The following is a 26,408-nucleotide window of genomic DNA, read 5'->3' as shown; positions in this document are numbered from 1 at the left end:
CCGGTTACCCGCGCCGGTCGCTTGACCAGCGTGGTGCTGAACATCCGATCAGTCTTTGGCCCCGGTGAGGTAACTGCGCAGCATCGACGCGACCTGCGTGATCTGATCCACCGGCAGGTGCTCGTCGAGCTTGTGGGCCAGGTTCGGGTCGCCCGGGCCGAGGTTTACGGCCGGGATACCGCGCGCGGCGAATCGCGAGACATCGGTCCAGCCGTACTTGGCGCGGACGCCGCCGCTGCCGTGCGCGTGCACGATCTCGATCAGGTCCTTGGCGGCCGGATTGGACAGGCCGGGCAGGGCCCCGGGCGCGCCGTCGGTGCGCTCGAAATCCAGTTCCAGCCCGGCGAATACCTCGCGCACGTGCTCGGTGGCCTGATCCAGGGTGCGGTCGGGGGCGAAGCGGAAGTTCACGTCCACCGAGGCCACATCCGGCACCACATTGCCCGCCACGCCGCCCTCGACGCGGACCGCGGACAGACCCTCGCGGTAGGTGCAGCCGTCGATCTCGACCTCGCGCGCCCGGTAGTTGGCCAGCCGCTCCAGAATCGGGGCCAGCCGGTGAATCGCGTTGTCCCCCAGCCAGGCTCGCGCGGTGTGCGCGCGCACGCCCGCGGTGGTGAGCCGCACCCGCAGGGTGCCCTGGCAGCCCGCCTCGATCCACCCGCCCGACGGTTCACCGAGAATGGCGAGATCGCCCTCGAGCCATTCCGGCAATTCCCGTTCGATGCGGCCGAGGCCATTGAATTCGGCGGCGATCTCCTCGCAGTCGTAGAAGATCAGCGTGAGATCGTGCACCGGATCGGCCACGGTGGCGGCCAGGTGCAGGAAAACCGCGTCGCCGGACTTCATATCGACGGTGCCGCAGCCCCACAGCTGCCGTTCGCCGTCCGGGGCGGTCTCGAAATGGCTGGGCACATTGTCGGCGATGGGCACGGTGTCCAGGTGCCCGGCGAGAATGACCCGCGTCGGCAGCCCCCGGTTGGTGCGGGCCAGCACGGTATTGCCGTGGCGCACGATCTCGAATCCGGTGGTTTGTTCGCGCAGCGCCTTTTCGACGATGTCGGCGATGACCTTCTCGTCCTTCGACACGCTCGGAATGTCCACGAGCGCGGCGGTGAGTGAAATGGGGTCGGCACTCAGATCGATGGTGGTCACTTGATCCACCTTAAGGGAGGTTTTACCTCCGCTCTTCGCACGGTGGTTGCTCTGGCACGAATAGGCACCGCATGCGGTACGAATTCACAGCCCGGTAACGTTATGGGACGTGAGTACTCAGGGAGCAACAGCAGTCGGCCTCGCCACCATCACCGCGAACGGGACGGTGCTCGACACCTGGTATCCGTACCCGGAGCTCGGTGAATTCAGCGATACCGGCTCCAAGCGCCTGGATCCCTCCGATGTCGAATACGCCAAGTTCGCCGATGCGGTCGGCGTCGACGAGGCCCGTCGGGTCGAGGTGGTCGTGGTCCGCACCACCATCGCCGACCTGTCCGCCGCGCCGGTCGACACCCACGATGTCTGGCTGCGCCTGCAGCTGCTCTCGCACCGGCTGGTGCGCCCGCACGGCCTGAGCCTGGAGGGGCAGTTCGGTCTGCTCGCCAATGTGGTGTGGACCAACTACGGCCCGTGCTCGACCGAGGAGTTCGAGCTGACCCGCATGAAGCTGCGCGCCCGCGGCCCGGTCGCCGTGTACGGCGTGGACAAGTTCCCGCGCATGGTCGACTACGTGCTGCCCTCGGGTGTCCGCATCGCCGATGCCGACCGCGTGCGCCTGGGCGCGCACCTGGCCTCGGGCACCACGGTCATGCACGAGGGCTTCGTGAACTTCAATGCCGGCACGCTCGGCAATTCCATGGTGGAGGGCCGCATCTCGGCCGGTGTGGTGGTCGGCGACGGCTCCGACGTCGGCGGCGGCGCGTCGATCATGGGCACCCTGTCCGGCGGCGGCAAGCAGGTCATCTCGCTGGGAGAGCGCTGCCTGCTCGGCGCGAATTCGGGCCTGGGCATCTCGCTCGGCGACGACTGCGTGGTCGAGGCGGGCCTCTACGTCACCGCGGGCACCAAGGTGACGCTGCCGGGCGGCGAGGTTGTCAAGGCCGGTGAGCTGTCGGGCAAGTCGAACCTGCTGTTCATCCGCAACTCGGTGACCGGTGCGGTCGAGGTCCGGCCCCGCAAGGGCACCGGCATCGAACTCAATGCCGCCTTGCACGCCAACGACTAGGCCGCCCTGCACGCCAACGACTAGATACCGAACCCGATGACCCGTTCCGGGGTGATCCGGATGAGTTCCGGCGACAGCCCCGGGTAGAACGGTTCGACATCACGCAAAGCCTGTGCGGTGCCTCGGATTTCGAGGCACCGCACTTCCCATGGCTGGACGGATTTGATGTCGTCGACCACGAAGGCGACACGCTCTTCTTTGAGCAGATTGCGGAACTTCTGGCTGGCGCCGAGGTCGCGCCCGCCGATATCGATGGTGCCCAGCGCCGCGTTGTAGCGGAAGCCGACCGGGTTGTTCTGTGGGGAGCCGTCGGGGCGAATGGTGGCCAGCCGCCCCAATCGCTGACTGTTCAGGTACTCGATCTGGGCGGGCGACAGGGATGCGGTCATGGCTTCACCGTAGGACCTCGAGTGCACTCGAGGTCAAGACAGCAGTTTCTTCTGGACCTTGCCCATGGCGTTCCGGGGCAGGGAGTCGACCACGCGCACCTCGCGCGGACGCTTGTGGGTCGAAAGTTCGCCCGCCACATGGGCGATGAGGTCCTCGGAGATCGACCGCGGTGCGCCCTCGCGCAAGACGACGAAGGCGACGATGCGCTGGCCCAGATCCGCGTCGGGCACGCCGATGACGGCGGTCTCGGCCACCGCCGGATGGCCCAGCAGTGACGTCTCGATCTCGCCCGCGCCGATCCGGTAACCGCCGGACTTGATGAGATCCACCGACTCCCGGCCGACAATGCGGTGGAAGCCCTCGGGGTCGATGACGGCCACGTCACCGGTCTTGAACCAGCCGTCGCGGGTGAAGTTCGCGGCAGTGACCTCCGGCTTGTCCAAGTAGCCGTCGAACAGCATGGGTCCGCGAACCTGAAGTCCGCCAACGCTTTCCCCGTCGTGCGGGACCGGATGACCCGCCTCGTCGCGCAGTCGCGTCTCGACACCGGCGACCGGGAGTCCGACCCAGCCCGGGCGGCGCTCGCCGTCCGGGCGGGTAGAGATGGTGATCATGGTCTCGCTCATGCCGTACCGCTCGATCGGGGCGTGCCCGGTGAGTTCGGCCAGCCGCTCGAACACCGGCACGGGCAGCGGCGCGCTGCCGGAGATCAGGATCCGCGCCTTCGCCAATTCCCTTGCCGCCGCGGGCTCTTCGATGACCCGCGACCACACCGTCGGCACCCCGAAGTACATGGTGCCGCGCGCCCGCGCGTACGCCTCGGGCGTCGGCTTGCCGGTGTGCACGAGCGGGCTGCCGACCCGCAGCGGGCCGAGCACGCCGAGGATCAGGCCGTGCACGTGGAACAGCGGAAGCCCGTGCACCAGAACATCTTTGTAGGTCCACTGCCACGCCTCGATCAAGGCGTCCAGACCGGCGGCAATGGCGTCGCGGCTGAGCACGACGCCCTTGGGCGCACCGGTGGTACCCGACGTGTAGAGAATGAAAGCCGTTGATTTGCCGGACGGTTCGGCGTATCGATGCCACGACCGCGCGTGCTTGCGCACCGGCACCACCGGCAGCTCGGTCCCTTCGGGAGCCTTGCCGAGCCAAGCCTGCGCACCCGAATCCTTCAGGATGTGCGCCAGTTCCGCGCTGCCCGCGTCCGGCGGCACCGGCACCACGGTCACCCCGGCGAGGAGGCAGCCGACCACCGCGAGCACGGTGGTGACGGTCGGCTCGGCCAGCACCGCCACCCGCCGCGCCTGGGCGATTCGTTCGGCGACGGAGGTGGCCGCGCCGAGCAGATCACTGCGCGAGAGCGTCTCCCCATCGATGGTGACGGCGTTCGGAATATCGTCCCCGGCGGCAATGGCGGCCGGGTTCAGCGAGCTCAGCAACAACGGCGACACGGCGGCCACGCTACCGGAGGGCCACCGGCAACGAATCGCTTGCGAACCTGCCAAGTCGGTTGACAGGCGACCCGAGCGGGTAAGAAAGTTTCTGTATAACCTTCTCACCAGAGGATGTGGTCAACGATGACCAGGCCGCTTCACGATCCGTTCGACCGGCACGCCCCCGAACCTGAGATCGATATCCGGCAATACCTCGACGGCGCGGCCGGATTCTTCGGCGCGGCCGCGAATGTGATCATGCAACTCGCCAATCGCCCGGTAGGGTACGGCGTGGTGGAGAGCCCGGTGGAATCCGGGAACGTCATGGTCCATCCCCTCAAGCGGCTGCGCACCACCCTCACCTACCTGGCGGTCGCGCTGCTCGGCAACGAGGAGGACCGCGCGGCCTATCGCGAGGCCGTCGACTCCGTGCACAAGTACGTCCGCTCCGGCGTGGGCAGCACGGTGAAGTACAACGCCTTCGACCCCAAACTCCAGTTGTGGGTGGCGGCCTGCCTGTACTGGGGCGCGCGCGACCTCTACGAGCGCATGCACGGCCCGATGGACGAGTTCGACGCCGACGCCTTCTACCACTACGCCGCTCGGCTCGGCACCACGCTGCAGATGCGCCCGGACATGTGGCCCGCCGATCGCGTTGCCTTCGACCGCTATTGGGACGAGAACCTCGCGAAGACCCGCATCGACCCCAAGATCAAGGCGTATTTCGAGGATCTGATCGATCTGAAGATGCTGCCCCGCCCGTTCCAGCTCGCCTTCGGCGGCGTGCACCGCTTCTTCGTGACCGGCCTACTGCCGCAACACCTTCGCAACGAGATGGGCATGACGTGGACACCGCGCCAGGATCGCGCGCTGGCCCGCATGCTGCGGGTGGTCGGCGCGGCCGAGAGCGTGGTGCCGACGCCGATCCGGGCATTCCCGCTCAATGCCTATCTGCTGGATATGCGCCTGCGTCGCAGGTTGGGCCTGCGGCTGGTGTGAATCCCTGTGCCGGATCAGAGGATTCGGAATCCCGGGATGACGTGGTCGCGGGCGAACCGCCGCAGCGCCTCGGGATCGCCGAGCGGAATGACGGTCTGCGGAGTCAGCGCCAGCGACAGTGCCGCGCGGGCGATCATCTCGGCCAGCGGCAGCGGATCGTACTGCGGCAGTTTGCCTTCCGCCTGCAGTCGGGTGATGAATTCCGCCAGATAGTCGCGCCCCAGCTCGATGACCGGGGCACCCTGCACGGTGAGGTAGGGCAGCACGATCTCGGGTTCGGTCTTGAGCAGACGGTGGAGCAGCTGATTGCCGCGCAGCCCCTCGATGAACGCGACGAACAGGACGGTGATCTGCTCCTCGGCACTGGCGTCGGCCTCGATCGGGCCCTGCACGGCGGCGTCCACATCGGTGATGAACTGCCGCGCCTGGCGCAGGCCGACGGCCTGGATGAGGTCGTTCTTGCCCGCGTAGCGGCGGTAGAGCGTGGCCAGGGAGAGTCCGCCGCGCCGGGCCACCTCCACCATGGACGTCCGTTTGATGCCGAAGTCGAGGAAGGCCATGAGCGCGGCGTCGAGGACCTTGGCCTGATTGCGGTCCTCGGGGCCGGATCCGCGGACGAGCGGCAACAGTTTGGCCAACTTGGCCATGGTCCGAGCCCTTTCCGGTCGCGGTGAAACGGTGAGGCACTAATCTTCGCACATTGACAGCACCATGCGGCGATGAGAAGGTGATCGTAGATCTTTCTCACACTCTCCTCATGGGCGAGGAGTGACCGACGAGGAGCCGAGTCAACGATGACCGCACCGCTTCGCAAGTTCGACGAGTTCGCACCGGCCTACGAGCCGATGACCCCGGAAACCGTGCGCGAGCACCTCGACGGCGTCGCGGCCTTTCTCGGCGGCGCGGCCAATGTCGTCATGCAGCTCTCGCTGCAGCCCGTCGGTCACGGCGTGATGGAGAGCGATGTCGACAGCGGCAAGGTGATGCTGCATCCGATCAAGCGGCTGCGCACCACCCTCACCTACCTTTCCGTGGCCCTGATCGGCACCGAGGACGACCGGCGGGACTACCGCGAGGCCGTGAACCGCTCGCACCGCTCCATCCGCAGCAAGCCGGGCAGCACCGTCAAATACAACGCCTTCGACCCCAAGCTGCAGCTGTGGGTGGCGGCCTGCCTGTACTGGGGCCTCGACGACCTCTACCACCGCATGCGCGGACCCATGAAACCCGAAGTGGCCGAGGGGTTCTATCGGTACTGCGCCCGCCTCGGCACCACCCTGCAGATGCGGGAGGACATGTGGCCAGCCACCCGCGACGATTTCTACGCCTACTGGGAAGAGCACCTCGCCACCAAGCGGATCGACGAGCCGACCCGCAAATACTTCAACGACCTCATCGATCTGAAGATGCTCCCGTGGCCGCTGCGGATCGCCTTCGGCGGCCTGCACCGCTTCATCGTCACCGCCCTGCTGCCCCCGCACCTCCGCGATGAGATGTCCATGACCTGGTCCGCCCGCGAGGAGCGCACTTTCGCGCGCTTGCTGCGGATGATTTCCGCGGTGTGGACCCGCATGCCCACGCCGATCCGCCTGTTCCCCTTCAACTTCTATCTCGCCGACATGCGCCTGCGCCGTCGCCTCGGGCGACCGCTGGTCTAGCGTTCGGCCAGGGCGCGCAGGAAGAAGCCGAGGTTGGCGGGGCGTTCGGCGAGGCGGCGCATGAGGTAGCCGTACCACTGGGTGCCGTAGGGGACGTAGACGCGCAGGTTGTGGCCCTCGGCGACCAGGCGCTGTTGTTCGGCGTCGCGGATGCCGTAGAGCATCTGGAATTCGAAATCGCCGGGGGCGCGGTTGTTTTCGGCGGCCAGGGTGAGGGCGGCGGCGATCATGCCCGGGTCGTGGGAGGCGACCATGGGGTACCAGGCAGTGCGCATGAGGACGTCGAGGCAGCGCAGGTAGGACGCGTCGACATCGGAACGGCGCTGATAGGCGACGGTGGCGGGTTCCTGGTACGCGCCCTTGCACAGGCGGATTCGGGTGCCGTCGGCGGCCAGGTCGCGGGCGTTGACCTCGGCCTGGTGCAGGTAGGTCTGCAAAGCCACGGCCAGCCAAGGAAATTCCGCGCGAGCGGCGCGGACGGCCTGCAAGGTGTCGGCCGTGGTGGTGTGATCCTCCGCGTCCACGGTGACCCACACGTGGCGTTCGACCGCCTTGGTGCACAGCTTGTGCAGGTTCTCCGCGGCGATGGCGGGCCCGTCCCGATCCAGGAACTGCCCGAGCGCGGACAGTTTGAGCGAGACCTCCACACGCGGGATGTCGGTGTGGGATCCGGGCACGGCGAGATCGACCTCGGCGAGATCGTCGATGAGCGAAAGATATTCCGTCACAGCGGCATCGGCTTGCGCGCGCTCGGTGGTGTACTCGCCCAGGAAGTCGACGCTGACACAGCGGCCGCTCTCCAGCAGCGCGGTGGCCACGGGCAGCAGTTCGGCCCGGGCCTCACCGGCCACGAAGCGGCGCACCACGGCCGCGGTGACCGGAATCCGGGTGACGGCGTTCTTCATCCGGGCGGATCCGGCCGCGGCCAGGATCGCGGGACGTAGCGGGTTCATCGCACCTCCATGTGGGGGTAGCGGAAATCGGTTGGGGGGACGAAGGTTTCCTTGAGCGTGCGCGGGGCCACCCAGCGGAGCAGGTTGAGGTAGGAGCCCGCCTTGTCGTCGGTGCCGGAGGCGCGCGCACCGCCGAAGGGCTGCTGGCCGACGACGGCGCCGGTGGGCTTGTCATTGATGTAGAAGTTGCCCGCGGCGAATCGCAGTGCGGTGGCGGCGGTTTCCACGGCCCGGCGGTCGCGGGCGAAGATCGCGCCGGTCAGGGCGTACGGCGAGGTGGAGTCGACGATATCGAGGATGTCGGTGAACGAGTCGGGCGCGGTGTCGTCGTAGACGTAGACCGACAGGATCGGACCGAAGTACTCGGTGGCGAACGCCTCGTCGCCCGGATCATCGCCGAGCAGCACGGTGGGGTGGACGAACCAGCCCTCGCTGTCATCGCACCGGCCGCCGATGATGTCGATTCCGGCCCCTTTGGCCCGGTCGATGGCGGCCTCGCATTTGGTGTAGGCGCGGCTGTCGATCACGGCCCCACCGAAATTCGACAGGTCGGCCACATCGCCGAAGGCCAGGGATTCGACCTCGGACAGGAAGTCCTGGCCCATTCGCCGCCACACCGACTTGGCGATATAGGCCCGCGAGGCGGCCGAGCACTTCTGGCCCTGATACTCGTAGGCCCCGCGAATCAGGGCCGTGCGCAGGGCATCCGGGTCGGCCGACGGGTGGGCGAGGATGAAGTCCTTGCCGCCGGTCTCCCCCACCAGTCGCGGATATCCGTGGTAGCGGCCGATATTCGACCCGACGCTCTGCCACAGGAATTGGAAGGTGCGGGTGGATCCGGTGAAGTGGATGCCCGCCAACTTGGGATCGGCCAGCGCCACCTCGGACAGCTGCGCGCCGTCCCCGGTCACCATATTGACGACCCCCGGCGGCAGGCCCGCCTCCTCGAGCAGCTTCATGGTGTAGTAGGCCGAAAGCGTCTGCGTCGGTGAGGGTTTCCACACGACGGTATTGCCCATCAACGCGGGCGCGGTGGGCAGGTTCCCGGCGATGGCGGTGAAATTGAACGGCGTGATGGCGTAGACGAAGCCTTCCAACGGCCGATAGTCCATCCGATTCCACACGCCCGCAGCCGATTCCGGCTGCTCCCGCAGAATCTGCCGGGCGAACGCCACATTGAAGCGCCAGAAGTCGACCAGCTCGCAGGGTGCGTCGATTTCGGCCTGCTGCACCGATTTCGACTGCCCGAGCATGGTGGCGGCGGCAAGCGTCTCCCGCCACGGCCCCGCCAGCAGGTCGGCGGCCCGCAGCAGCACCGCCGCGCGCTCCTCGAAGGGCATCCCCCGCCAGCCGGGTGCGGCGGCCGTGGCGGCGGCGATCGCGGCGCGGGCCTCGTCGTGGGTGGTATTGGTGTATGTCCCGAGCACGTGCCGGTGCCGGTGCGGCATCACGATCGGCAGCCGTTCCCCGCCACCGGGCTGATGTTCGCCACCGATCACCAATGGCACATCGATGGATTCGGCGGCGAGTTCGGCGAGCTTGCCGGTCAGCACCTCACGTTCGCGGCTGCCCGGTGCGTAGGTGTGCACCGGTTCGTTGCCGGGAGCAGGGACAACCGTGACAGCGTCCATATCCCAGGCTAACGCGAGCGCCTGGGCCGGGGCGGAGGGACACGCCCCGGCCGGGCCAAGGGCGGCGGAGCACACCGGACCGCCCTCGGGTCTGGGACCCCGTCAGTGGAAGTCGTTGGCGATGATGTTCTCGATATTGCGTTCCGCCAGCGCGGTGATCGTCACGAACGGGTTGACGGTGGTGAGGCCCGGGATCAGCGAGCCGTCGATGACGTACAGACCCGGGTAGGAGGTGAGCCGCCCGTAGTTGTCGGTGGACACATTGATCACGCAGCCGCCCAGCGGGTGGTAGGCGAAATCGTCACCCCAGGTCTTGTACTCGCCGAACAGGTCGGTCCGGTAGATGGTGACCTCTTTGCTGTTGATCTTGTCGAAAATGCGCTTGGCGCAATCGATGCTGGGCTGGTTCCAGGCGGTCTGCCAGTTCAGGTCCACGCCGCCGGTGCCCGAGTTGTAGGTGAAGGTACCGCGGTTGGGGTTCTTCGTGATCGCCAGGTACAGGCTCGCGAAGGTCTCGATGCCCGCCGGGAACGGCGAGATCTCCGCGAAGGCCGGACCGCCGCTGTCGGACCAGTTGTCGATGCCCACGGTGGGGATGCAGGACTGCAGGCTGCCGGTGGCATCCCACGCCTGATTCTGCCGGGCCACCATGACATTGCCGTTGTTGCCCCAGCCGGTGCCGACCGAGTCGGGCAGGTTGGGCAGCTTGCCGGTGGCCTTCTGCGTGACCAGCAGCTTGCTGGTGCCCACGCTGCCCGCCGCGAAGAAGACCTTCTGCGCCGTAACGGTTTTGGTCTTCACGGTATTGCCGCTGGTGTCGATCTGGTTCATGGACACCGAGAATCCGCCGCCATTGGCGGGGGCCACCGTGGTGACATTGTGCTGCGGCACGATGGTCACCTTGCCGGTGCCCGACGCCGCCGCCAGATACGTCTTGTCGAGGGAGTTCTTGCCGTAGTTGTTGCCGTAGATGACCTCGGCGTTGAGCGCGGAGCGCGGCGCGGTGTTGGCCTGCTCCTGCTTCATGTAGTTGAAGTCGTAGACATTCGGCACGAAGGTGGTCGAAAACCCGGAATTCTCAGCGGTTTTCTTCCCGACCCGCGCGAACTGATAGCAGTCGGCGGATTGCCACCAGCTCTGGTCGACGTTGTTCACCTTCAGCCCGGCATTGGCGCGCGGGTAGTAGGTGCTGTACATCGAGGCCGCGTCGACCGAGGGCAGGATGCTGGCGAAATTCTCCTGTTTGGGCGTCACCGCCATCCCGCCGTTGACCAGCGAGCCGCCGCCGACGCCGCGGCCCTGGTAGATGCGAATCCCGCTGAACTGCTCGGCATCGAGCACACCGGTGTACTTGGAGATGGACTTGTCGTAGGGCGCGCCCATGAAGTGGTTGATGGGCTGCACGGTCTCGGTGCGCAGCCAGAAGGACCGGCCGTCCGGGTTGAGCATGTTGCAGAAGACCTTGCCGTCGGAGCCGGGCTGGGTCCAGGACATGCCCTTCTCGACCATGACGACGTTCTGCCCGGCCTGCGCCAGCCGCAGGGCAGCGACCGCACCGCCGTAGCCGGTGCCGATCACCAGCACCGGCACCTTGTCGCCGTCATTGATCGAGCCGGTGGGTAACGCGCGCGCCGATGGCATCTTCGGTAGTAGCGCAGCCGCCCCCAGAATGACACCTGTTGCAGCTAGGAACCCGCGCCGGCTGACATTGCTGCCATAGACACTCTTACCGGGGGTTTCATAAGACAGACCACGCACTGAAAGACTCCTCATCGAGATGCGATGAGAACCTGTTATAGGCGGTGTGAAGTACCTACGGGTCAGTTTCGGGAAAGATCGAGTTCAGCCGCGTGGGAGACGGAATGATTCGGGACTCGAAGAAAAAGAAAAAGCCCTCCGCGAGGAAGGCTTTGACAAAGAGGCGACCCTGACGGGACTCGAACCCGCGACCTCCGCCGTGACAGGGCGGCGCGCTAACCAACTGCGCCACAGGGCCTTGCATTACCGCTCGGCCACCGGGCCTTGCAACGTCGTAGACGCTATCACGGGCCCGGTGGTAACGGGAAATCAGCTGGTCAGGCGATCAGCGGCGGTCGCGATGCGCTCGTCGGTGGCGGTAAGGGCAATGCGCACATGCTGATTGCCGCGCGGGCCGTAGAACTCGCCCGGCGCGGCCAGGATGCCGCGCTCGGCCAGCCAGTCCAGGGTGGTGCGGCACGGTTCGCCGCGCGTCGACCACAGGTACAGTCCGGCCTCGGAGTCGTCGATGCGGAATCCCGCGCGCCGCAGCGCATCTCGCAGCACCGCCCGCCGCGCCCGGTAGCGGTCCTTTTGCTCGACTTCGTGCGCGTCATCGCCGAGGGCCGCGGTCATGGCCGCCTGGATCGGGTACGGCAGCATCATGCCCGAGTGCTTGCGCACCTCGAGCAGCTCGGCGATCAGCTCCGGGTCGCCGGTCACGAAACCGGCCCGGTAGCTGGCCAGATTCGAGGTCTTGGACAGCGAGTGGATGGCCAGCAGGCCGGTGTGGTCGCCGTCGCACACCTCGGGATCGAGGATGGAGACCGCGCGCCCCTCCCAGGCCAGGCCCAGGTAGCACTCGTCGGAGGCGACGATCGCGCCGCGCTCGCGGGCGAAGCGCACCACCTTGCGCAGGTGGTCGACGCCGAGCACCTTGCCGGTCGGGTTGGACGGCGAGTTGAGGAAGATCAGCGCGGGCCGCTCCGGACCGAGCTGCACGGTGCTGTCGGCGCGCAGGTAGCGCGAACCCGAGAGCAGCGCGCCCACTTCGTAGGTCGGGTAGGCGACCTCGGGGATGACGACCAGATCCTGCGAGCCCAGGCCGAGCAGCCGCGGCAGTCCCGCGATCAGCTCCTTGGTGCCGATGGCGGGCAGCACGGCGGCCGGATCCACGCCGGTGATCCCGAAGCGCCGCTTCAGCGCCGCGACAACGGCTTCGCGCAATTCGGGCGTGCCGTGCGTGGTCGGGTAGCCGGGCACCTCCGCCACCGACGAGAGTCCCTCGCGGATCAGCGGATCCACCGGATCGACCGGGGTGCCCACCGAGAGATCGACGATGCCGTCCGGGTGCGAGGCGGCCTTCGCCTTCACCGAAGCGATGGTGTCCCAGGGGAAATCGGGCAGCAGTGCGCTGACCCGGCCACGCGCGGTCAAATCTCGTCCTACTCGCTGGCCATCGGCGGTAGCGCGGCGATGAACGGCGGGTCGTAATCGACCTTGCCGACCTTGGTGGCGCCGCCCGGGGAGCCCAGGTCGTCGAAGAAGTCGACGTTCGCGTTCACGTAACCGGCCCACTGATCCGGGGTGTCGTCTTCGTAGAAGATCGCTTCCACCGGGCAGACCGGTTCACATGCACCACAGTCCACGCACTCGTCCGGTTGGATGTACAGCATGCGGCCGCCCTCGTAGATGCAGTCCACGGGGCATTCCTCGATGCACGCCTTGTCCTTCACGTCAACGCACGGTTCAGCGATGATGTACGGCACTGCCGCTCTCCTAGTCTGTCCTCACATGCGGGATACTCCGCCCGGCGAAACCCTATCCCGGCCAGCCAACATTACTACCGCACAGCCTGCCCTAACTCACGGCCGCCACCCTGCGGCCATATTCGCGGCCGATGCCACGATCGGATCGCCCGAATCCGGTCTATCCCAGAGCGAGCGAACCCAGGGGCGCTCGGTGGGCGGGCACACCGTAGGTGGTGGTGCGCTGCCGTACCGGGCGGCCGATGCCCGACGCGATCTCCGTCAGTTCCTCGACCGTCTTGGCGGATCCGTGTTCGGAACCGGCCATGCGGGAAATGGTCTCTTCCATGAGGGTGCCGCCGAGGTCGTTGGCGCCACCGTTCAGCATGAGTTGGGTTCCCTTGATTCCCAGTTTGACCCAGCTGGTCTGAATATTCTCGATACGGCCGTGCAGCATGATCCGGGCGAGGGCGTGCGCGGCGCGATTGTCGCGAATCGTGGGGCCGGGGCGGGACGCGCCCGCCAGGTAGAGCGGGGCGCTCTGGTGCACGAACGGCAGCAGCACGAATTCGGTGAAACCGCCTGTCTCGTCCTGGATTCCGCGCAGCACGCGCAGGTGGCCGACCCAGTGCTTGGGATTGTCCACGTGCCCGTACATCATGGTCGAGCTGGAGCGAATGCCCAGTTTGTGCGCGGTGGTGATGACATCGATCCAGGCCGAGGTGGGCAGCTTGCCCTTGGTGAGCACCCAGCGCACCTCGTCGTCGAGGATCTCGGCGGCGGTGCCCGGAATCGAGCCCAGCCCGGCCTCTTTCAGCGCCGAGAGCCAGTCGTGCACGGACTGGCCGCCGCGGGATGCGCCGTTCACGATCTCCATCGGGCTGAAGGCGTGCACGTGCATCTCGGGGACGCGGTCCTTGATGGCGCGCACCAGATCCGCGTACCCGGTGACCGGTAGCTCCGGATCGATGCCGCCCTGCATGCAGATCTCGGTCGCGCCCTCGACCCAGGCCTCCCAGGCGCGGTCGGCGACCTCGGTGGGACTCAGGCTGAAGGCGTCGGCATCGCCCTTGCGCTGCGCGAACGCGCAGAAGCGGCAGCCGGTGTAGCAGATATTGGTGAAGTTGATGTTCCGGTTGACGATGTAGGTGACGTCATCACCCACGGTGTCGCGGCGCAGCTGATCGGCCAGGGCGGTGATCGCCTCCAGGGCCGGGCCGTCGGCGGTGGCCAGGGCCAGGTACTGGTCGTCGGAGAGTCCGGCCGGATCCTTCTCGGCGGCGCGCAGGGCGGCCATGACATCGGCGTCGAAGCGCTCGGGCGCGGCGGCGGCCAGCTCGTGCACCTGCTCGCGGATCGACTCCCAATCGCCGAAGGCACCTAGCGAATCATCGGCAATGCCGGAGTCGCTGCGGGATTCGGTGAGGCGGCCCTCCGAGTCGATGGCCGTGTTCAGATCGATGCGGCCGACCGACTCCCAGTCGTGGTCCGGTTCCTGCCACGGCAGGCCGACCGGCTTCACATCGGCGGCCAGGCCGGTCTTCGGATCCATCAGGGCCGCAACATGTTTGGAGACGCGCGGATCGATCCACGGGTGGCCCGCCAGCACATACTTCGGGTGCGCGGTGATGCGCTCGGTGAGCACGTATCCGGCCTCGGCGGTGACCTGGGCGAGGGTCTCCAGATTCGGCCAGGGCCGTTCCGGATTCACATGGTCGGGGGTCAGCGGGGAGACCCCGCCCCAGTCGTCGACGCCCGCCGCGAGCAACGCCCGGCACTCCTCCAGCGACACCAGATTCGGCGGGGCCTGAATGCGCATCTTGGGACCCAGCAGCAGCCGGGCCACCGCGATGGTGGCCCGGAACTCCTCCAGGTCCGCGTCCGGGGTGTCGCGCATGGCGGTGTTCTGCTTGGCCAGGAAGTTCTGGATGATGACTTCCTGCACGTGCCCGAACGCCTTGTGCACCTTGCGAATCGCCAGAATGGACTCGGCGCGCTCGGTCAGGTTCTCGCCGATGCCCACCAGGATGCCCGTGGTGAACGGCACCGACAGGCGTCCGGCGTCGGTGAGGGCGCGCAGGCGCACGGCCGGATCCTTGTCCGGCGAACCGTAGTGCGCCCGACCGGGTTCGGTGAACAGCCGGGTGGAGGTGGTCTCGAGCATCATGCCCATGGACGGGGCCACCGGCTTGAGCCGGGACAGCTCCTCCCAGGTCATCACGCCCGGATTCAGGTGCGGCAGCAGGCCGGTCTCCTCCAGCACGCGAATCGCCATGGCGCGCACGTAATCCAGGGTGGAGTCGTAGCCGCGCTCGTCGAGCCACTGCCGGGCCTCGGGCCAGCGCTCCTCGGGCCGGTCACCGAGGGTGAAAAGGGCTTCCTTGCAACCCAATTCCGCGCCCTGGCGGGCGACCTCGAGAATCTCGTCGGGCTCCATGTACATGCCCTTGCCCTGCGCGCGCAGCTTGCCGGGCACGGTGACGAAGGTGCAGTAGTGGCACTTGTCGCGACACAGGTGGGTAATGGGGATGAACACCTTGCGCGAGTAGGTGATCGGGAGCGTCTCCCCCGCGTACCCGGTCTCACGCAGCCCGGCGTCGCGCACCCGCGCGGCCGAGGCGCACAGATCCTCGAGGTGCTCGCCACGGGCGTGCAGCAGCACGACCGCCTCGTCGAGGTTGAGCGTCGCGCCGTCCCGCGCCCGGCGCAGCGCGCGGCGCATGGCCGAGTCGCTCGGCGGTTTCGGCGGCAGGCTCGGGTTCGCTAGATCCGTCACGCCATCGATCATGCACTGTACCGCCTCTCCGTATCTTCAGCGGGCGGCTAAGAGCCGCCTACCGCTGGCAACCCGTGCCGGCGGCCGGGAGCCGAACCGATTTTGGACGTACCCCACGAGTTACCCCGGTCGCAACGAAATCAGTTGTCACTTTCTTCCCACGGTCGCAAGGTCTTCCGATGCAATTACTCGCATCGGCGAGTTCATCTATTCAAATTTCAGTCTCCGTGCAATAGCCTCGCGTGATCACTTCGCAGGAGAAGAAAGAGGAGACCCCCACGTGCTCGGGAAACTCCGCCGCGCGGCCGTCGTCGCCGGACTGGGCGCCACCGCCGCGCTGACCGTCGTCAGCGGAACCGCCACCGCCTACGGGCCGGTGCCGCCCGTCAATCCCTATCTGGGACCGGAGGGCACCGCGACCATGCACGGTGATGCCGAGGCGTCCGACACCACGCCGCTGCCCGGCGTCGGCACCGGCGGCGTGCACGCGGACTTCCACGAGGAGGGCGCGGCCTGCCCGACCATCCTGCAGGGCGCGGACGGACTCCCGCAGGCGCTGTGCACCAAGGTGACCGACCGGTCGCCAGAGGTGCTGCTGCTGGATCCGAGCAACGGCAATACCCTCGCCCGCCTCGACCTCACGGCGGGCAGCCTGCTCGGCGGGGTGTACGCCTACCTCGACAACAACGACCGCATGGTCACCGTCGACGGGTCCGGGAACCTGCTGCGCATCGGGCACCAGCGCGGGTCCGACGGGTCGTGGTCACTGTCGATCGCCGCGAAAACCGATGTGTCGCAGGCGGTCACCGGGCATTGCGGCGGCGGCAGCTGCGATGCGGTCAGCTCGGTCTCCCCCGACTATCAGGGCCGGGTGTGGTTCGCCACCGACGCCGCGGCGGCCGGATTCGTCGCCACCGACGGCAGCGCGCACTCGATCGTGCTCGCGCCCGGGGAGAACGTGGCCAACAGCATCGCCACCGCGCCGCAGGGCATGGCGGTGGCCACCGATCACGCGCTGTACCTGCTCACCGTGGACGGCAGCGGCAATCCGCAGATCGCCTGGCGGCAGGCCTACGACCGCGGGCCCGCGCGCAAGCCCGGCCAATTGAGCTGGGGCACCGGCGCGACGCCGACCTTCTTCGGGCCGGGCAATGGCACCGAGTACCTGGCCATTACCGACAATGCGGCGACCAAGGAGAACCTGCTGGTCTTCGATACCGCGACCGGACACCAGATCTGCTCGGTGCCCGCCATCGACGGCACCGAGAACTCTCCCATCGGGTCGGGCAACAGCGTGTTCGTGGCCAGCACCTACGGCTACCCTTACCCGGCGCTGCCGCCGAACGCGGGCACCAGTCAGCCCGCCAGCGCACCGATTTCGGGCGGGATGACGCGCATCGACGTGACCGGCTCCGGCTGCACCGTCGTCTGGACCAATAGCGTCCCGTCCTCGGCGGTGCCGCGACTGTCCGTGGCGGACGGCAAGATCTATACCTTCACCCGGCATTCCCTGCTCGGCAGCGGGAGCGCCAGCGGCAGCAGCGGCCTGGGCAGCGGCAGCGCGGCCATCACCGACAACTACAGCTTCGCCGTGATCGACGCCAATACCGGCCACCTCGATACCGAACAGTTCGTCGGCGCGACCACGGTGAACGACACCCTCGAAATGGTCGGCACCATCGCTCCCGGCCGAATCCAGTACCAGGGCACCACGACCGGCCTCTACCGCATCACCCCGAAGTAGTCGCGCCCCGCGGGACCGGTCAGGGCCGTGGGACTGGACGGCTGGTTGGGCCGGTGGATCAACCGCCTCCGCGGGAGTTTTCATGGAAGCATGGGCGGCATGTCCCAGCCTCTCACTTCCGGCGGCATTCTCGCCGACCCGGCCCGGCGGCCCAGTCCGCGCGCCAAGTTGTTGTGGGCGCTGAGTGCCGCGCTGTCCTGGGTGGTGCCGGTGGTGGGGGTCGGGATCTGGGCGCTGTTCGACTCCCAGCGGCGTGGGATTCAGGGCTTGGTGCTCGGAATCGTGCTGCTGGCAGCGATTTTCAGCATTGTGGTGATACCGCTGTGGCGGTACGCGGTGCATCGTTGGGAAATCACCGACGAGGCCGTGTACACGCGAACCGGGTGGTTCACCCAGGAGAGCCGGGTCGCGCCGATCACCCGCGTGCAGACCGTGGACACCTATCGGGGGCCGCTGGAGCGGCTGCTGGGGCTGGCCACCGTCACCGTCACCACCGCATCCTCGGCCGGGGCCGTGCACATCAGCGCGCTGACACTGGCCGATGCGCGCGACACCGTCGCCCAGCTCACCGCCATCGCCGCGCAGCATCGGGGGGATGCCACGTGAGCCAGACACCCGAACCCGGGTCCGAGGTCTTCTCGGATTCCTATCCGACGGAAGTGCTTTCACCGATCACCGGGCCCCTGGGCACCGAGAGCTGGCAGCGGCTGGACCGGCGCATGCTGCTGGTGCACCCCGTCACCGAACTCATTCGCTACATCCCGGTGCTGATCGCCTCGCTGATCGCGGGGGCGCGCGCCGACAATCCCACCTGGAGCCTCGCGGTCGTCGCGGTCATCGTGGCCTTCGCGCTCACCCGCTGGTTCACCACGACCTATCGCATCACCCCCGAGAACGTGGAACTGCGCACGGGATTGATTCAGCGCAAACGGCTTTCGGTGCCGCGCAACCGGGTGCGGTCGGTGGACGTGCAGGCCGACCTGCTGCACCGGGCCCTCGGGCTGGCGGTGCTGTCCATCGGCACCGGACAGCACGCGGAGAAGGGCGATCAGTTCAAACTGGATTCGCTGGACGCCAAGCTGGTGCCGCAGCTGCGGGCCGACCTGCTGGCGCACACCCGGGAGGGATCGGAATCCGCTGCCGCCCAGTCGGCTACCACGCCCGGCGCGGCGACCACCGCGGCGGCCGAGAGCCGTCCGGGCGTGGAAATCGCGCACTGGCAACCGGATTGGGTCCGCTACGCCCCACTGTCCTTGACCGGCTTCGCCATTGTCGCCCCCCTGGTGGGTTTGGCCTTCCAGTACGGCTTCGCCCAGATCTTCCTGAAGTCCGGCACCGTCCAGGACGTGGGCCACCGTGGCGCGGGCGTCATCGCCGCCGTCATCGCCCTGCTGCTGGTGGTCCTGGTCATCGTGGTCAGCATCGCCGCCTGCGCCCGCTACCTCATGACCTGGTTCGCCCTGAACGTCCACGACGACGGCAAAACCCTCACCATCCGCCACGGCCTGTTCACCACGCGCCAAACAACTCTCGACCTGGCCCGCCTCCGCGGCGCCACCGTCAACGAACCCCTCCTCCTCCGCCTGGCCGGTGCCGCCGAACTCGAGGCCATCATGGTCGGCACCAGCCCCCGCCAAAAGATCCTCCCCCAGGCCCCCCGCCCCGCCATCGACCGCACCCTCGCCCACCTCCTCGGCACCTCCGCCGGTCATTCCGGCGCGCAGTTGGCCGGAATCCACGACGGCACAATGGATCCCGGCCAAGGCCATGCCGGGGTGACACCTGTACCGCCGCCTGTCGCCGTGCCGCTGGTGGCGCACGGTGTGGCCGCTCGGCGTCGCCGGTATACCCGCGCGCTGGGGCCGCTCGCGGCGGTCGCGGTCGTACTGCTGGCGATTTCCCTTGCGGGCGGCCACATTCCATCGTGGGTGTGGATCGTGCTCGCGGTCGCCGTGCCGATTGCCGTCGCGCTGGGGTGGGACCGGTATCGGGGGCTCGGGCATGCCGTCATTCCCGCCACGGAGGGCAATCCGGCCTGGTTGATCACGCGCAGTGGCTGTCTCGATCGCGATCGCGACTGCCTCGAAGCGCCCGGGGTCATCGGGTGGACGGTGCGGCAAACCTTCTTTCAGCGTCGGGTGGGGGTGGCGACCGTGGTAGCGGCCTCGGCCGCGGGCAAGAAGCGCTACCACGTCATCGACCTGCCCCTCGATCAGGCCTGGGCCCTCATCGAGGCGGTGACTCCCGGCCAGCTCGGCACGCCGCGCTGAACGTCGGTCAGTCGAGCACCGGGTAGTTGGAGCGAATCACGTTCCGCGGGTCCCGGTCTCGCTTGACGGCGCGCAGCCGATCGAGGGTCGCCGCGCCGAAGGCCGCGGCGGCCGATTCGCCCGGGGCCAGGAAGGTGAACGGCTTCTTGCCGGTGGCGTGGTCCGCCAGCTCCGCCGACACGGCATCGAGCTTGGCGCACACCGCCTCTCGCAGGTGCGGTAGCCCGATTCCGAGGGTGGAGACCAGATAGCGCTCGGACAGCGCACCCCGCGCACCCGCCGCGGGCCGGGCCAGGGCACCGCCGAGATGCCGGACCTGGATGCTGGTGATCGGCGCGAGCGTCTCACCGAGCAGGATCTTCTCGGCCTCCGGGGTCAGATCGGCGAGTAGCTCGCCGCGTGTGATGGCCGGACTGGGATCGGTCGGTTCGGTGGTGATGTCGCCGAGATCGGCCACCGACATGACGGTCCGCTTGTCGGCGATCGCATCCCCGATGCCATCCAGCACGGACACCAGGGCCCGCCCCTGCTCTGGATCGCCGAGATAGGCCAGATCCAGCCCGACCATCTCCGGTGCCTGCGGGAACTGGAATCGGCTGAACCACACCGACAACTCGTCGGGAGCCCCGGAAGTCAACTCGCGGAACGCATCCCACACCTCCGCGAGCCGCGCGGCGGGCCACATGATGCGGCCACCGTAGAGCCCCGGCGCGGGGAAGAGCTCGAACTCCAAACCGGTCACCACGGCGAAATCGCCGCCGCCACCGGAAAGCGCCCAAAACAGATCAGGATCGCTGTCCGCGGTCACCCGCGTCGGCCGCCCTTCGGCATCGACGATCTCGAAGGCGCGCACCGCATTCGAGGCCCAGCCGTACTTGCGCGCGAACCACCCCTTGCCACCGCCCAGCGTGTACCCGGTGACACCGACCACCGGATTGCTGCCCGCCAAACCGGTCAGCCCGTACCCGGCCGCCGCAGCCTGCACCTGCCCCCACTGCACGCCCGCGCCGACCCGGGCCACCCGACCCACCGGATCGATCTCCAGCCCGTTCAACGCCCCGGTGCGCAGCAGGATCGCGTTCTCGACCCCGCCCGCGGCACCGTGCCCGGTCGGCTGCGTCACCACCGGCAGCCCCGCGCCACGCGCATAGCGCACCGCCGCCGCCACATCCGCGGCATCGGCGACCTCGACCACGGCCGCCACCGGTTGCGTCACCGCCAGGCTCCACGGGCGCGCGACCTGCTCGAATTCGGCGTCGCCGGACGCCAATACACGCCCCCGGACAGCCTTGCGCAGTTCGTCGAATCCCATCGTCATCCCTCGCTCGTCATCGGTGATCGTTCACTGTGATGACGAGACGGAACGGAAAAAGGTGACAGCCGACGGGCCACCTCGGGCCGTGATCTAGGTCACGCCCCCGTGGCGGCCAAACGCGCGGTGGCCCGGTAGTACAGATACATGCCCGCGGGCAGCAGACCGCAGATGAGCAGCAGCATGGTGGGCCAGTCCCCCATGAGCAGCGCGTAACCGCTCGGGCTGAACCCCGCGCACACCAGGAATCCGACCGCCCACACCAGCAGCGGCGACGCCATCACCGGAATCCGCTGTGTCACAACACCCATGCCCATCACGAGCAGCACATTGATCACCGCCGCGGCCAACGCCGTGAACGGCAGCGCGATCGCACCCGAGGTCGTGCCCGAAGCCGCCGCCATCACCGGCGACACCTCCGGCAGATGCGCGCGCCCGGCGTAGATCGGCAGGAACAGCACCTCGAGCCCGAGCGTGATCACCGTGTCGATGAGCAGCAGCCCCACGATCACCGCGTTGAACACGGTGCGCGCCGGATGCGGCTCGATCGCCACCTCGCCCGCGTGGGCGCCGACGGCCGCCGTCACGGCACCGGCGGGAATCCGAGCAGGGTCAGCAGCTGACTCTGCATGTCGACGAAGCCGTACAGCACCGACAGATACAGCTCGTGCTGCCACTCGAAGTAGGGCCGCTGGCTCTCGACGAACGCCGCGATGGCGTTCTGGAGGTCCCAGTTGTACATAGCCTCAGTCTCTCATTCCAGCCCGGCGAAGAGATCATGTTCGCGCCCGTCCGGACCGACCGGGCCGCGCTCACCGCGCACCAGAATGTAATGCTCCTCCGGCAGCACCGGCTGGGCGATATCGTTCGACAGCGCGAACTCCCGCCCCGACGGGGCCACCGTCACCTGGGTGGCGTGCGCCCGCAGCGCGGCGCGCTTGGCCGCCAGCACATCGGAGACGTCGACGGTGGTGGTCACGGATTCGGCGGGGACACAGGCCAATTCGCCGGTGTGCGGCAGCCGCCAGCCGCGCGGCAGCGCACCCGGCAGCTGATCGACGGTGCGGCGCTTGAGCGCCTCGGTGTGCATGGCCAGCACCCCCGCGTCGGTGACGGTCCAGTACACCTTCGGCACCGTCCAACCCCAGTCCGCGGCGGCGTCGACCGCGGCCATGGTGATCTCGTGCGCGCGAATGTGATCCGGATGCCCGTAGCCGCCGTGCGGGTCGTACCCGACCACCACGCGCGGACGCAGCTCGAGGATCACCTGCACGAGCGCGTCGACCGCGGCGGTACCGGAATTGACGAACGCGCGCGGATTGCGCGCCGACGGCGTCCCGGCCATGCCGGAGTCGCGCCAGCGGCCCGCGCCGCCCAGAAAGTGCGGCGGCCCCGCGTCCAATTCGGCCAGGGCCCGGGTCAATTCGAGAATCCGATAGCCGCCCAGCTGATCGGCCTCCCCGGCCACCAACCGCGCGTACTCCTCGCCGATGACCTCGCCCTCTTCCCCGAGCGTGCAGGTCACCACGGTGACGGGCACACCGCGCCGACGGTAGTGGGCGATGGTGCCGCCGGTGGTGATGGACTCGTCGTCGGGATGCGCGTGCACCAGCAGCATGCCGTGCGTCGCGGCGCCCGGGAACGCGGGAAGGCTCACGGCAGCCTCCGCCAGTTCGCGGCGTCACCGAAGATGCCGGTCTGAATGGCACCGCTCAGTGACGCGCCGTCCACGCGCGGTCCGGCCGCCGCGACCTGGGTGTCCTGCACGATCGGCAGCACGGTGGCCAGGTCCCACAGCTTGGGCTCGGCATCGGCGATGATCTTGCCCACATCGATACCGCGCAGGGCCGCGTCGATGGCGGGCTGCAGGGTCGGATCGCACACGCCGGACAGGTTCGACGGTGCCTTCTTCGCGCCGTCCACCACGGTCGAATCATTGCCGTCGCCGGGCAGTGGCACCGGCGCGCACCCGTAGCGCGAGGCCAGCACGGTCGCCGGATCCTCACCGGTGCGCTCCCAGCCGACCACCGCGTCGATCCCGACGTCGGTCAGCTCCTTGCCGTACAGCTGCGCGGCGGTCACGCTGCGCACGATCACATCGATTCCGGCACTGCGCAATTGGTCCGCCGCCGTATTGGCCACCGCCAACGTGGTGGTGTCGCCGTCGACCGCGCCCAGCCGCACGGTCAACGATTTGCCGTTCTTGGCCAGCGAACGCGGTTGCGGCGCGGGCGAAGTCGCCGACTGCGCGGCGGGAGTCTCTGCCGCACGGGCGAATCCGGCCTCGGCCAGCAGCCCGAACGCCTCCTCCTGGCTCAGGCGCGGCGGCTCGGTGGCCGCGTAGCCGGGATCCGAGGGCGCGAGCACCTGCGCCCGCACCGGCTCCACCCAGCTGCCGGTCTGCGCGCCGACCGTGGCCAGCAGCACCGGATCCAGCAGCCCCAGCACCGCGCGCCGCACCCGCACATCGGCGAGATCGCCGCTGCGGCCATTGAGTACGAGCTGCATTTCCCGCGCCTGCGCCATCATGGCCGTGCGCACCGACGGAATCGCGCCCAGCTGCGCCTGCAAGGCCACACCGCCGTGCACCAGCGCCATCTGCGCGTCCCCGACCCGCAGCGATTCGGCGATCTGCGCGGGAGTTCCGCCGCGGCGCAACAGAATCTGATCCGGCACCGCGGGCTGACCCCAGTACCGGTCATTGCGTTCCAGCAGGATCTCCTCGCGGCCGCGATCGGCCTGCTTGATGCGGAACTGGCCGCCGGAGATGCGAATGGTGTCGATGAGCCCCTGCTCGAAACCGGAGTCCTTCACCAGATGCTGGGGCAGCAGATCCGAGAACAGTTGCCGCCAGGCCGGATACGGCTGCGTCATGGTGACGGTCACGGTCTTGCCGCCCGCCGACGAACTGATGTCCGAGATGAGCCGGTAGCCCGCGGGATCCACCGCGCCGGGCTGCGTGATCATCTGCTGCCACAGGTATTTGAAGTCCTCGGCCGCGATGGGCGCGCCGTCGGACCAGGACGCCTCGTTCTTGATCTGATAGGTGACCGTGAACGGCTCCTGCGCCGTCACATCCGCCGACACCATGAGCGCCGGATCCAGATTCCAATCGGTGCCGCCCGGCACACCCGGCGTCGGCGCGGCCCGGAACGGACTCGGCAACACCATGGACGCGACCGCCGCCGTCGCGGGCGACTGCTGCGACCGCAGATGCGGATTGAACCCGATCCCGATGTCGTCGACCGCGACCGTGACCGAGTTCTTCCCCGGCTTCGCGGGCTGCGTCTTCGGGCTGTCGGTGGATTCGATGGGCGGCGGCGGATTGGCGGTGCACCCGGTAGCGACCGCCAACAGGGTCGCTACCAGAACCAACACCGCGCGCAACGATGCGCGCCTCCGGTCCCCTGCTCTCACGTTCGGCACCTTACCCGCCTCTCCGCGCCTCTTGCGCGCAGCTAAGAGCCGCAGCCCGTCGGGCACGCGGCCAGCGGTTGGGAGCCAAACCGATGCTGGGCGTACCCGACGAGTTACCCCGGTCGGCACTAAATCAGATGTCGCGTTTCGAACGATCACCCAAGCGGCGTTCGCCTACTGGGCGGCCCGATCCCGCGCCTTGCGGCGGGAGATCTCGCGCTGACGGTCGTTGGCGTTCAGGATGACCTTGCGCACACGCACGATCTCCGGCGTCACCTCGACGCATTCGTCGGCGGCACAGAACTCCATGGCCCCTTCGAGATCCAGCTGCAGTGGCTTGGCCAGGGTCTCGAGCACGTCACCGGTGGCGGACCGCATATTGGTCAGCTTCTTCTCGCGGGTGACATTGATGTCGAGGTCCTCGGCACGCGGGTTGATGCCCACCACGTGACCCTCGTAGGTGTCCGCGCCCGGCTCCACGAAGAACTGACCGCGGTCGGCCAGCTGGATCATGGCGAACGGGGTGACCGAACCGGCACGGTCGGAGACCAGCGAGCCGGTGTGGCGGGCGCGGATCTCACCGGCCCACGGCGCGTAGCCGTCGAACACGGCGTTGGCGATGCCGGTGCCGCGGGTCTCGGTGAGGAAGTCGGTGCGGAAACCGATCAGACCGCGCGAGGGGACGATGAACTCCATGCGCACCCACCCGGCCGAGTGGTTGCTCATCTGGACCATCTTGCCCTTGCGGGCGGCCAGCAGCTGGGTGACGGCGCCGAGGTACTCGTCCGGGCAGTCGATGGTCAGCTCTTCGAAGGGCTCGTGCACCTTGCCGTCGACGGTCTTGGTGACCACCTGCGGCTTGCCGACGGTCAGCTCGAAGCCCTCGCGGCGCATCTGCTCGACCAGGATGGCCAGCGCCAGCTCACCACGGCCCTGCACCTCCCAGGCGTCCGGGCGGCCGATGTCGAGCACGCGCAGCGAGACGTTGCCGACCAGTTCCTGATCCAGGCGCGACTTCACCATGCGGGCGGTCAGCTTGTGGCCCTGGACGCGGCCGACCAGCGGCGAGGTGTTGGTGCCGATGGTGACCGAGATGGCGGGCTCGTCGACGGTGATGCGTGGCAACGCGACCGGGTTCTCCAGATCGGCGAGGGTGTCGCCGATCATGATGTCCGGGATGCCCGCGACGGCGACGATGTCACCGGCCACGGCCTCCTCGCCGGGCTGACGCTCGACGCCGATGGTCTTGAGCAGCTCGGTGATCTTGACCTGCTTGACGCCGTCACCGTGCATCCAGGAAACGCTCTGCCCCTTGCGCAGGGTGCCGTTGTGGATGCGCACCAGGCCGATTCGGCCCAGGAACGGGGAGGCGTCGAGGTTGGTGACGTGCGCCTGCAGCGGCGCGGTGGCGTCGCCCTTGGGGGCGGGCACGTACTTCAGGAGGACCTCGAACAGCTCGTCGAGGTTCTCGGCGTCGGGCACCTGGCCGTTGTCGGGGCGCTTGGTGGACGCGACACCGGCACGGCCGGAGGCGTAGAGCACCGGCAGATCGAGGGCCAGCTCGGCGGCTTCGGAGGCCTCGTCGTCGAGGTCGGAGGCCAGGTCGAGCAGCAGGTCGTGCGATTCCTCGACGACCTCCTCGATGCGGGCGTCCGGGCGGTCGGTCTTGTTGACCACCAGGATCACCGGCAGCGAGGCCGCCAGGGCCTTGCGCAGCACGAAGCGGGTCTGCGGCAGCGGACCCTCGGACGCGTCGACGAGCAGCACGACGCCGTCCACCATGGACAGACCGCGCTCGACCTCACCGCCGAAGTCGGCGTGGCCGGGGGTGTCGATGACATTGATGACGGTGACCGAACCATCGGCGTTGTGCCGGTGAACAGCGGTGTTCTTGGCGAGAATGGTGATGCCCTTCTCGCGCTCGAGGTCACCGGAGTCCATCACTCGGTCGACGAGTTCGGCGCGTTCGGCGAACGCACCGGATTGCCGGAGCATGGCGTCGACCAGTGTTGTCTTGCCGTGGTCGACGTGCGCCACGATGGCGACGTTGCGGAACTCGACAGACGACACGTTTGATTCCTCCTGGTGAAAAAGTCTGATGCCGACCCGGGTGGGTCTC

General features: G+C 68.1%; 22 protein-coding genes and 1 tRNA gene. 6 read left to right on the top strand and 17 right to left on the bottom strand.

From position 1 onward, the window contains the following. Positions 1-48: 48 nt before the first annotated feature. Positions 49-1,155, bottom strand: coding sequence for a succinyl-diaminopimelate desuccinylase (dapE, locus tag VMT65_RS03695; RefSeq protein WP_326306484.1), 1,107 nt, complete (start codon positions 1,153-1,155; stop codon positions 49-51). A 109-nt stretch (positions 1,156-1,264) separates the two neighbouring features. Between dapE and dapD the strand changes: the two genes are divergently transcribed. Then, positions 1,265-2,221, top strand: a complete 957-nt coding sequence (gene dapD, locus VMT65_RS03690; protein WP_326306483.1) for a 2,3,4,5-tetrahydropyridine-2,6-dicarboxylate N-succinyltransferase — start codon at positions 1,265-1,267, stop codon at positions 2,219-2,221. A gap of 20 nt (positions 2,222-2,241) precedes the next feature. Here the strand turns inward: dapD and VMT65_RS03685 are convergent, their stop codons facing one another. Continuing rightward, on the bottom strand, positions 2,242-2,610 hold the full coding sequence (locus tag VMT65_RS03685; protein WP_326306482.1) for a PPOX class F420-dependent oxidoreductase: 369 nt from the start codon (positions 2,608-2,610) through the stop codon (positions 2,242-2,244). A gap of 33 nt (positions 2,611-2,643) precedes the next feature. Further along, positions 2,644-4,053 carry an acyl-CoA synthetase gene (locus VMT65_RS03680; RefSeq protein WP_326307429.1) on the bottom strand — a complete coding sequence of 470 codons (1,410 nt, stop codon included), beginning with the start codon at positions 4,051-4,053 and terminating at the stop codon, positions 2,644-2,646. Between the two features lie 135 nt (positions 4,054-4,188). On the opposite strand from VMT65_RS03680, the gene VMT65_RS03675 reads away from it, so the two are divergent. Next, the gene (locus VMT65_RS03675) at positions 4,189-5,043 is read left to right on the top strand and encodes an oxygenase MpaB family protein (RefSeq protein WP_326306481.1); all 855 of its coding nucleotides are present in this window, start codon (positions 4,189-4,191) and stop codon (positions 5,041-5,043) included. Positions 5,044-5,057: 14 nt separating this feature from the next. On the opposite strand, the gene VMT65_RS03670 is transcribed toward VMT65_RS03675, so the two are convergent. Continuing rightward, on the bottom strand, positions 5,058-5,690 hold the full coding sequence (locus tag VMT65_RS03670) for a TetR/AcrR family transcriptional regulator (RefSeq protein WP_326306480.1): 633 nt from the start codon (positions 5,688-5,690) through the stop codon (positions 5,058-5,060). A 147-nt stretch (positions 5,691-5,837) separates the two neighbouring features. Between VMT65_RS03670 and VMT65_RS03665 the strand changes: the two genes are divergently transcribed. Further along, positions 5,838-6,701: an oxygenase MpaB family protein gene (locus VMT65_RS03665; protein WP_326306479.1), complete on the top strand. Its 864-nt coding sequence runs from the start codon at positions 5,838-5,840 to the stop codon at positions 6,699-6,701. Here VMT65_RS03665 and VMT65_RS03660 read toward each other — a convergent pair. The 7 genes from VMT65_RS03660 to VMT65_RS03630 all read right to left on the bottom strand — a co-directional run bounded on the left by VMT65_RS03660 (position 6,698) and on the right by VMT65_RS03630 (position 15,558). Beyond that, positions 6,698-7,654 carry a proline dehydrogenase family protein gene (locus VMT65_RS03660; protein WP_326306478.1) on the bottom strand — a complete coding sequence of 319 codons (957 nt, stop codon included), beginning with the start codon at positions 7,652-7,654 and terminating at the stop codon, positions 6,698-6,700. The genes VMT65_RS03665 and VMT65_RS03660 overlap by 4 nt on opposite strands. Next, the gene (gene pruA, locus VMT65_RS03655; protein ID WP_326306477.1) at positions 7,651-9,285 is read right to left on the bottom strand and encodes an L-glutamate gamma-semialdehyde dehydrogenase; all 1,635 of its coding nucleotides are present in this window, start codon (positions 9,283-9,285) and stop codon (positions 7,651-7,653) included. Before pruA ends, VMT65_RS03660 begins: the two co-directional genes overlap by 4 nt. 102 nt (positions 9,286-9,387) lie before the next feature. Then, positions 9,388-10,926, bottom strand: coding sequence for a GMC oxidoreductase (locus VMT65_RS03650; RefSeq protein ID WP_326306476.1), 1,539 nt, complete (start codon positions 10,924-10,926; stop codon positions 9,388-9,390). A gap of 281 nt (positions 10,927-11,207) precedes the next feature. Continuing rightward, a tRNA-Asp gene (locus VMT65_RS03645) sits at positions 11,208-11,281 on the bottom strand. Positions 11,282-11,352: 71 nt separating this feature from the next. Then, positions 11,353-12,459, bottom strand: a complete 1,107-nt coding sequence (gene dapC / locus VMT65_RS03640) for a succinyldiaminopimelate transaminase (protein ID WP_326306475.1) — start codon at positions 12,457-12,459, stop codon at positions 11,353-11,355. An 8-nt stretch (positions 12,460-12,467) separates the two neighbouring features. Then, entirely contained in the window at positions 12,468-12,791 is a 324-nt protein-coding gene (gene fdxA / locus VMT65_RS03635; protein ID WP_040812194.1) for a ferredoxin, read from the bottom strand. A gap of 160 nt (positions 12,792-12,951) precedes the next feature. Beyond that, a complete protein-coding gene (locus VMT65_RS03630) occupies positions 12,952-15,558 on the bottom strand; it encodes a bifunctional FO biosynthesis protein CofGH (RefSeq protein WP_326306474.1) in 2,607 nt (868 codons plus the stop codon). Between the two features lie 268 nt (positions 15,559-15,826). On the opposite strand from VMT65_RS03630, the gene VMT65_RS03625 reads away from it, so the two are divergent. The 3 genes from VMT65_RS03625 to VMT65_RS03615 all read left to right on the top strand — a co-directional run bounded on the left by VMT65_RS03625 (position 15,827) and on the right by VMT65_RS03615 (position 19,560). Then, positions 15,827-17,290 (top strand): hypothetical protein, encoded by a 1,464-nt coding sequence (locus VMT65_RS03625; RefSeq protein WP_326306473.1) that lies wholly within the window; start codon positions 15,827-15,829, stop codon positions 17,288-17,290. A 99-nt stretch (positions 17,291-17,389) separates the two neighbouring features. Next, positions 17,390-17,896: a PH domain-containing protein gene (locus VMT65_RS03620; RefSeq protein WP_326306472.1), complete on the top strand. Its 507-nt coding sequence runs from the start codon at positions 17,390-17,392 to the stop codon at positions 17,894-17,896. After that, the gene (locus tag VMT65_RS03615; protein WP_326306471.1) at positions 17,893-19,560 is read left to right on the top strand and encodes a PH domain-containing protein; all 1,668 of its coding nucleotides are present in this window, start codon (positions 17,893-17,895) and stop codon (positions 19,558-19,560) included. The genes VMT65_RS03620 and VMT65_RS03615 overlap by 4 nt, the downstream gene beginning before the upstream one ends. Before the next feature lie 7 nt (positions 19,561-19,567). Here VMT65_RS03615 and VMT65_RS03610 read toward each other — a convergent pair whose 3' ends face one another. The 6 genes from VMT65_RS03610 to typA all read right to left on the bottom strand — a co-directional run bounded on the left by VMT65_RS03610 (position 19,568) and on the right by typA (position 26,359). Next, on the bottom strand, positions 19,568-20,878 hold the full coding sequence (locus VMT65_RS03610) for an FAD-binding oxidoreductase (protein WP_326306470.1): 1,311 nt from the start codon (positions 20,876-20,878) through the stop codon (positions 19,568-19,570). A 92-nt stretch (positions 20,879-20,970) separates the two neighbouring features. Then, positions 20,971-21,459 (bottom strand): hypothetical protein, encoded by a 489-nt coding sequence (locus VMT65_RS03605; RefSeq protein WP_326306469.1) that lies wholly within the window; start codon positions 21,457-21,459, stop codon positions 20,971-20,973. Continuing rightward, on the bottom strand, positions 21,456-21,614 hold the full coding sequence (locus VMT65_RS03600; RefSeq protein WP_326306468.1) for a hypothetical protein: 159 nt from the start codon (positions 21,612-21,614) through the stop codon (positions 21,456-21,458). Before VMT65_RS03600 ends, VMT65_RS03605 begins: the two co-directional genes overlap by 4 nt. A 12-nt stretch (positions 21,615-21,626) precedes the next feature. Then, the gene (mshB, locus tag VMT65_RS03595) at positions 21,627-22,490 is read right to left on the bottom strand and encodes an N-acetyl-1-D-myo-inositol-2-amino-2-deoxy-alpha-D-glucopyranoside deacetylase (protein ID WP_326307428.1); all 864 of its coding nucleotides are present in this window, start codon (positions 22,488-22,490) and stop codon (positions 21,627-21,629) included. A gap of 35 nt (positions 22,491-22,525) precedes the next feature. Then, entirely contained in the window at positions 22,526-24,259 is a 1,734-nt protein-coding gene (locus VMT65_RS03590; RefSeq protein ID WP_442790194.1) for an ABC transporter family substrate-binding protein, read from the bottom strand. A 204-nt stretch (positions 24,260-24,463) separates the two neighbouring features. Then, the gene (typA, locus tag VMT65_RS03585; RefSeq protein ID WP_326306466.1) at positions 24,464-26,359 is read right to left on the bottom strand and encodes a translational GTPase TypA; all 1,896 of its coding nucleotides are present in this window, start codon (positions 26,357-26,359) and stop codon (positions 24,464-24,466) included. Positions 26,360-26,408: the final 49 nt, after the last annotated feature.

The organism is Nocardia sp. CDC153, assembly GCF_035818515.1.
In the GTDB taxonomy this organism is placed as follows: domain Bacteria; phylum Actinomycetota; class Actinomycetes; order Mycobacteriales; family Mycobacteriaceae; genus Nocardia.
The sequence above is the reverse complement of the archived record's forward strand: the minus strand, read 5'-3'. Positions and strand labels throughout refer to the sequence as shown.

Excerpts from the sequence above, each read along its gene's own strand:
- VMT65_RS03685 (WP_326306482.1), bottom strand. The coding sequence starts at position 2,610 with ATGACCGCATCCCTGTCGCCCGCCCAGATCGAGTACCTGAACAGTCAG.
- VMT65_RS03675 (WP_326306481.1), top strand. The coding sequence starts at position 4,189 with ATGACCAGGCCGCTTCACGATCCGTTCGACCGGCACGCCCCCGAACCT.
- VMT65_RS03670 (WP_326306480.1), bottom strand. The coding sequence starts at position 5,690 with ATGGCCAAGTTGGCCAAACTGTTGCCGCTCGTCCGCGGATCCGGCCCC.
- VMT65_RS03665 (WP_326306479.1), top strand. The coding sequence starts at position 5,838 with ATGACCGCACCGCTTCGCAAGTTCGACGAGTTCGCACCGGCCTACGAG.
- VMT65_RS03660 (WP_326306478.1), bottom strand. The coding sequence starts at position 7,654 with ATGAACCCGCTACGTCCCGCGATCCTGGCCGCGGCCGGATCCGCCCGG.
- pruA (WP_326306477.1), bottom strand. The coding sequence starts at position 9,285 with ATGGACGCTGTCACGGTTGTCCCTGCTCCCGGCAACGAACCGGTGCAC.
- VMT65_RS03650 (WP_326306476.1), bottom strand. The coding sequence starts at position 10,926 with ATGCCATCGGCGCGCGCGTTACCCACCGGCTCGATCAATGACGGCGAC.
- VMT65_RS03630 (WP_326306474.1), bottom strand. The coding sequence starts at position 15,558 with ATGATCGATGGCGTGACGGATCTAGCGAACCCGAGCCTGCCGCCGAAA.
- VMT65_RS03620 (WP_326306472.1), top strand. The coding sequence starts at position 17,390 with ATGTCCCAGCCTCTCACTTCCGGCGGCATTCTCGCCGACCCGGCCCGG.
- VMT65_RS03610 (WP_326306470.1), bottom strand. The coding sequence starts at position 20,878 with ATGACGATGGGATTCGACGAACTGCGCAAGGCTGTCCGGGGGCGTGTA.
- VMT65_RS03600 (WP_326306468.1), bottom strand. The coding sequence starts at position 21,614 with ATGTACAACTGGGACCTCCAGAACGCCATCGCGGCGTTCGTCGAGAGC.
- mshB (WP_326307428.1), bottom strand. The coding sequence starts at position 22,490 with ATGCTGCTGGTGCACGCGCATCCCGACGACGAGTCCATCACCACCGGC.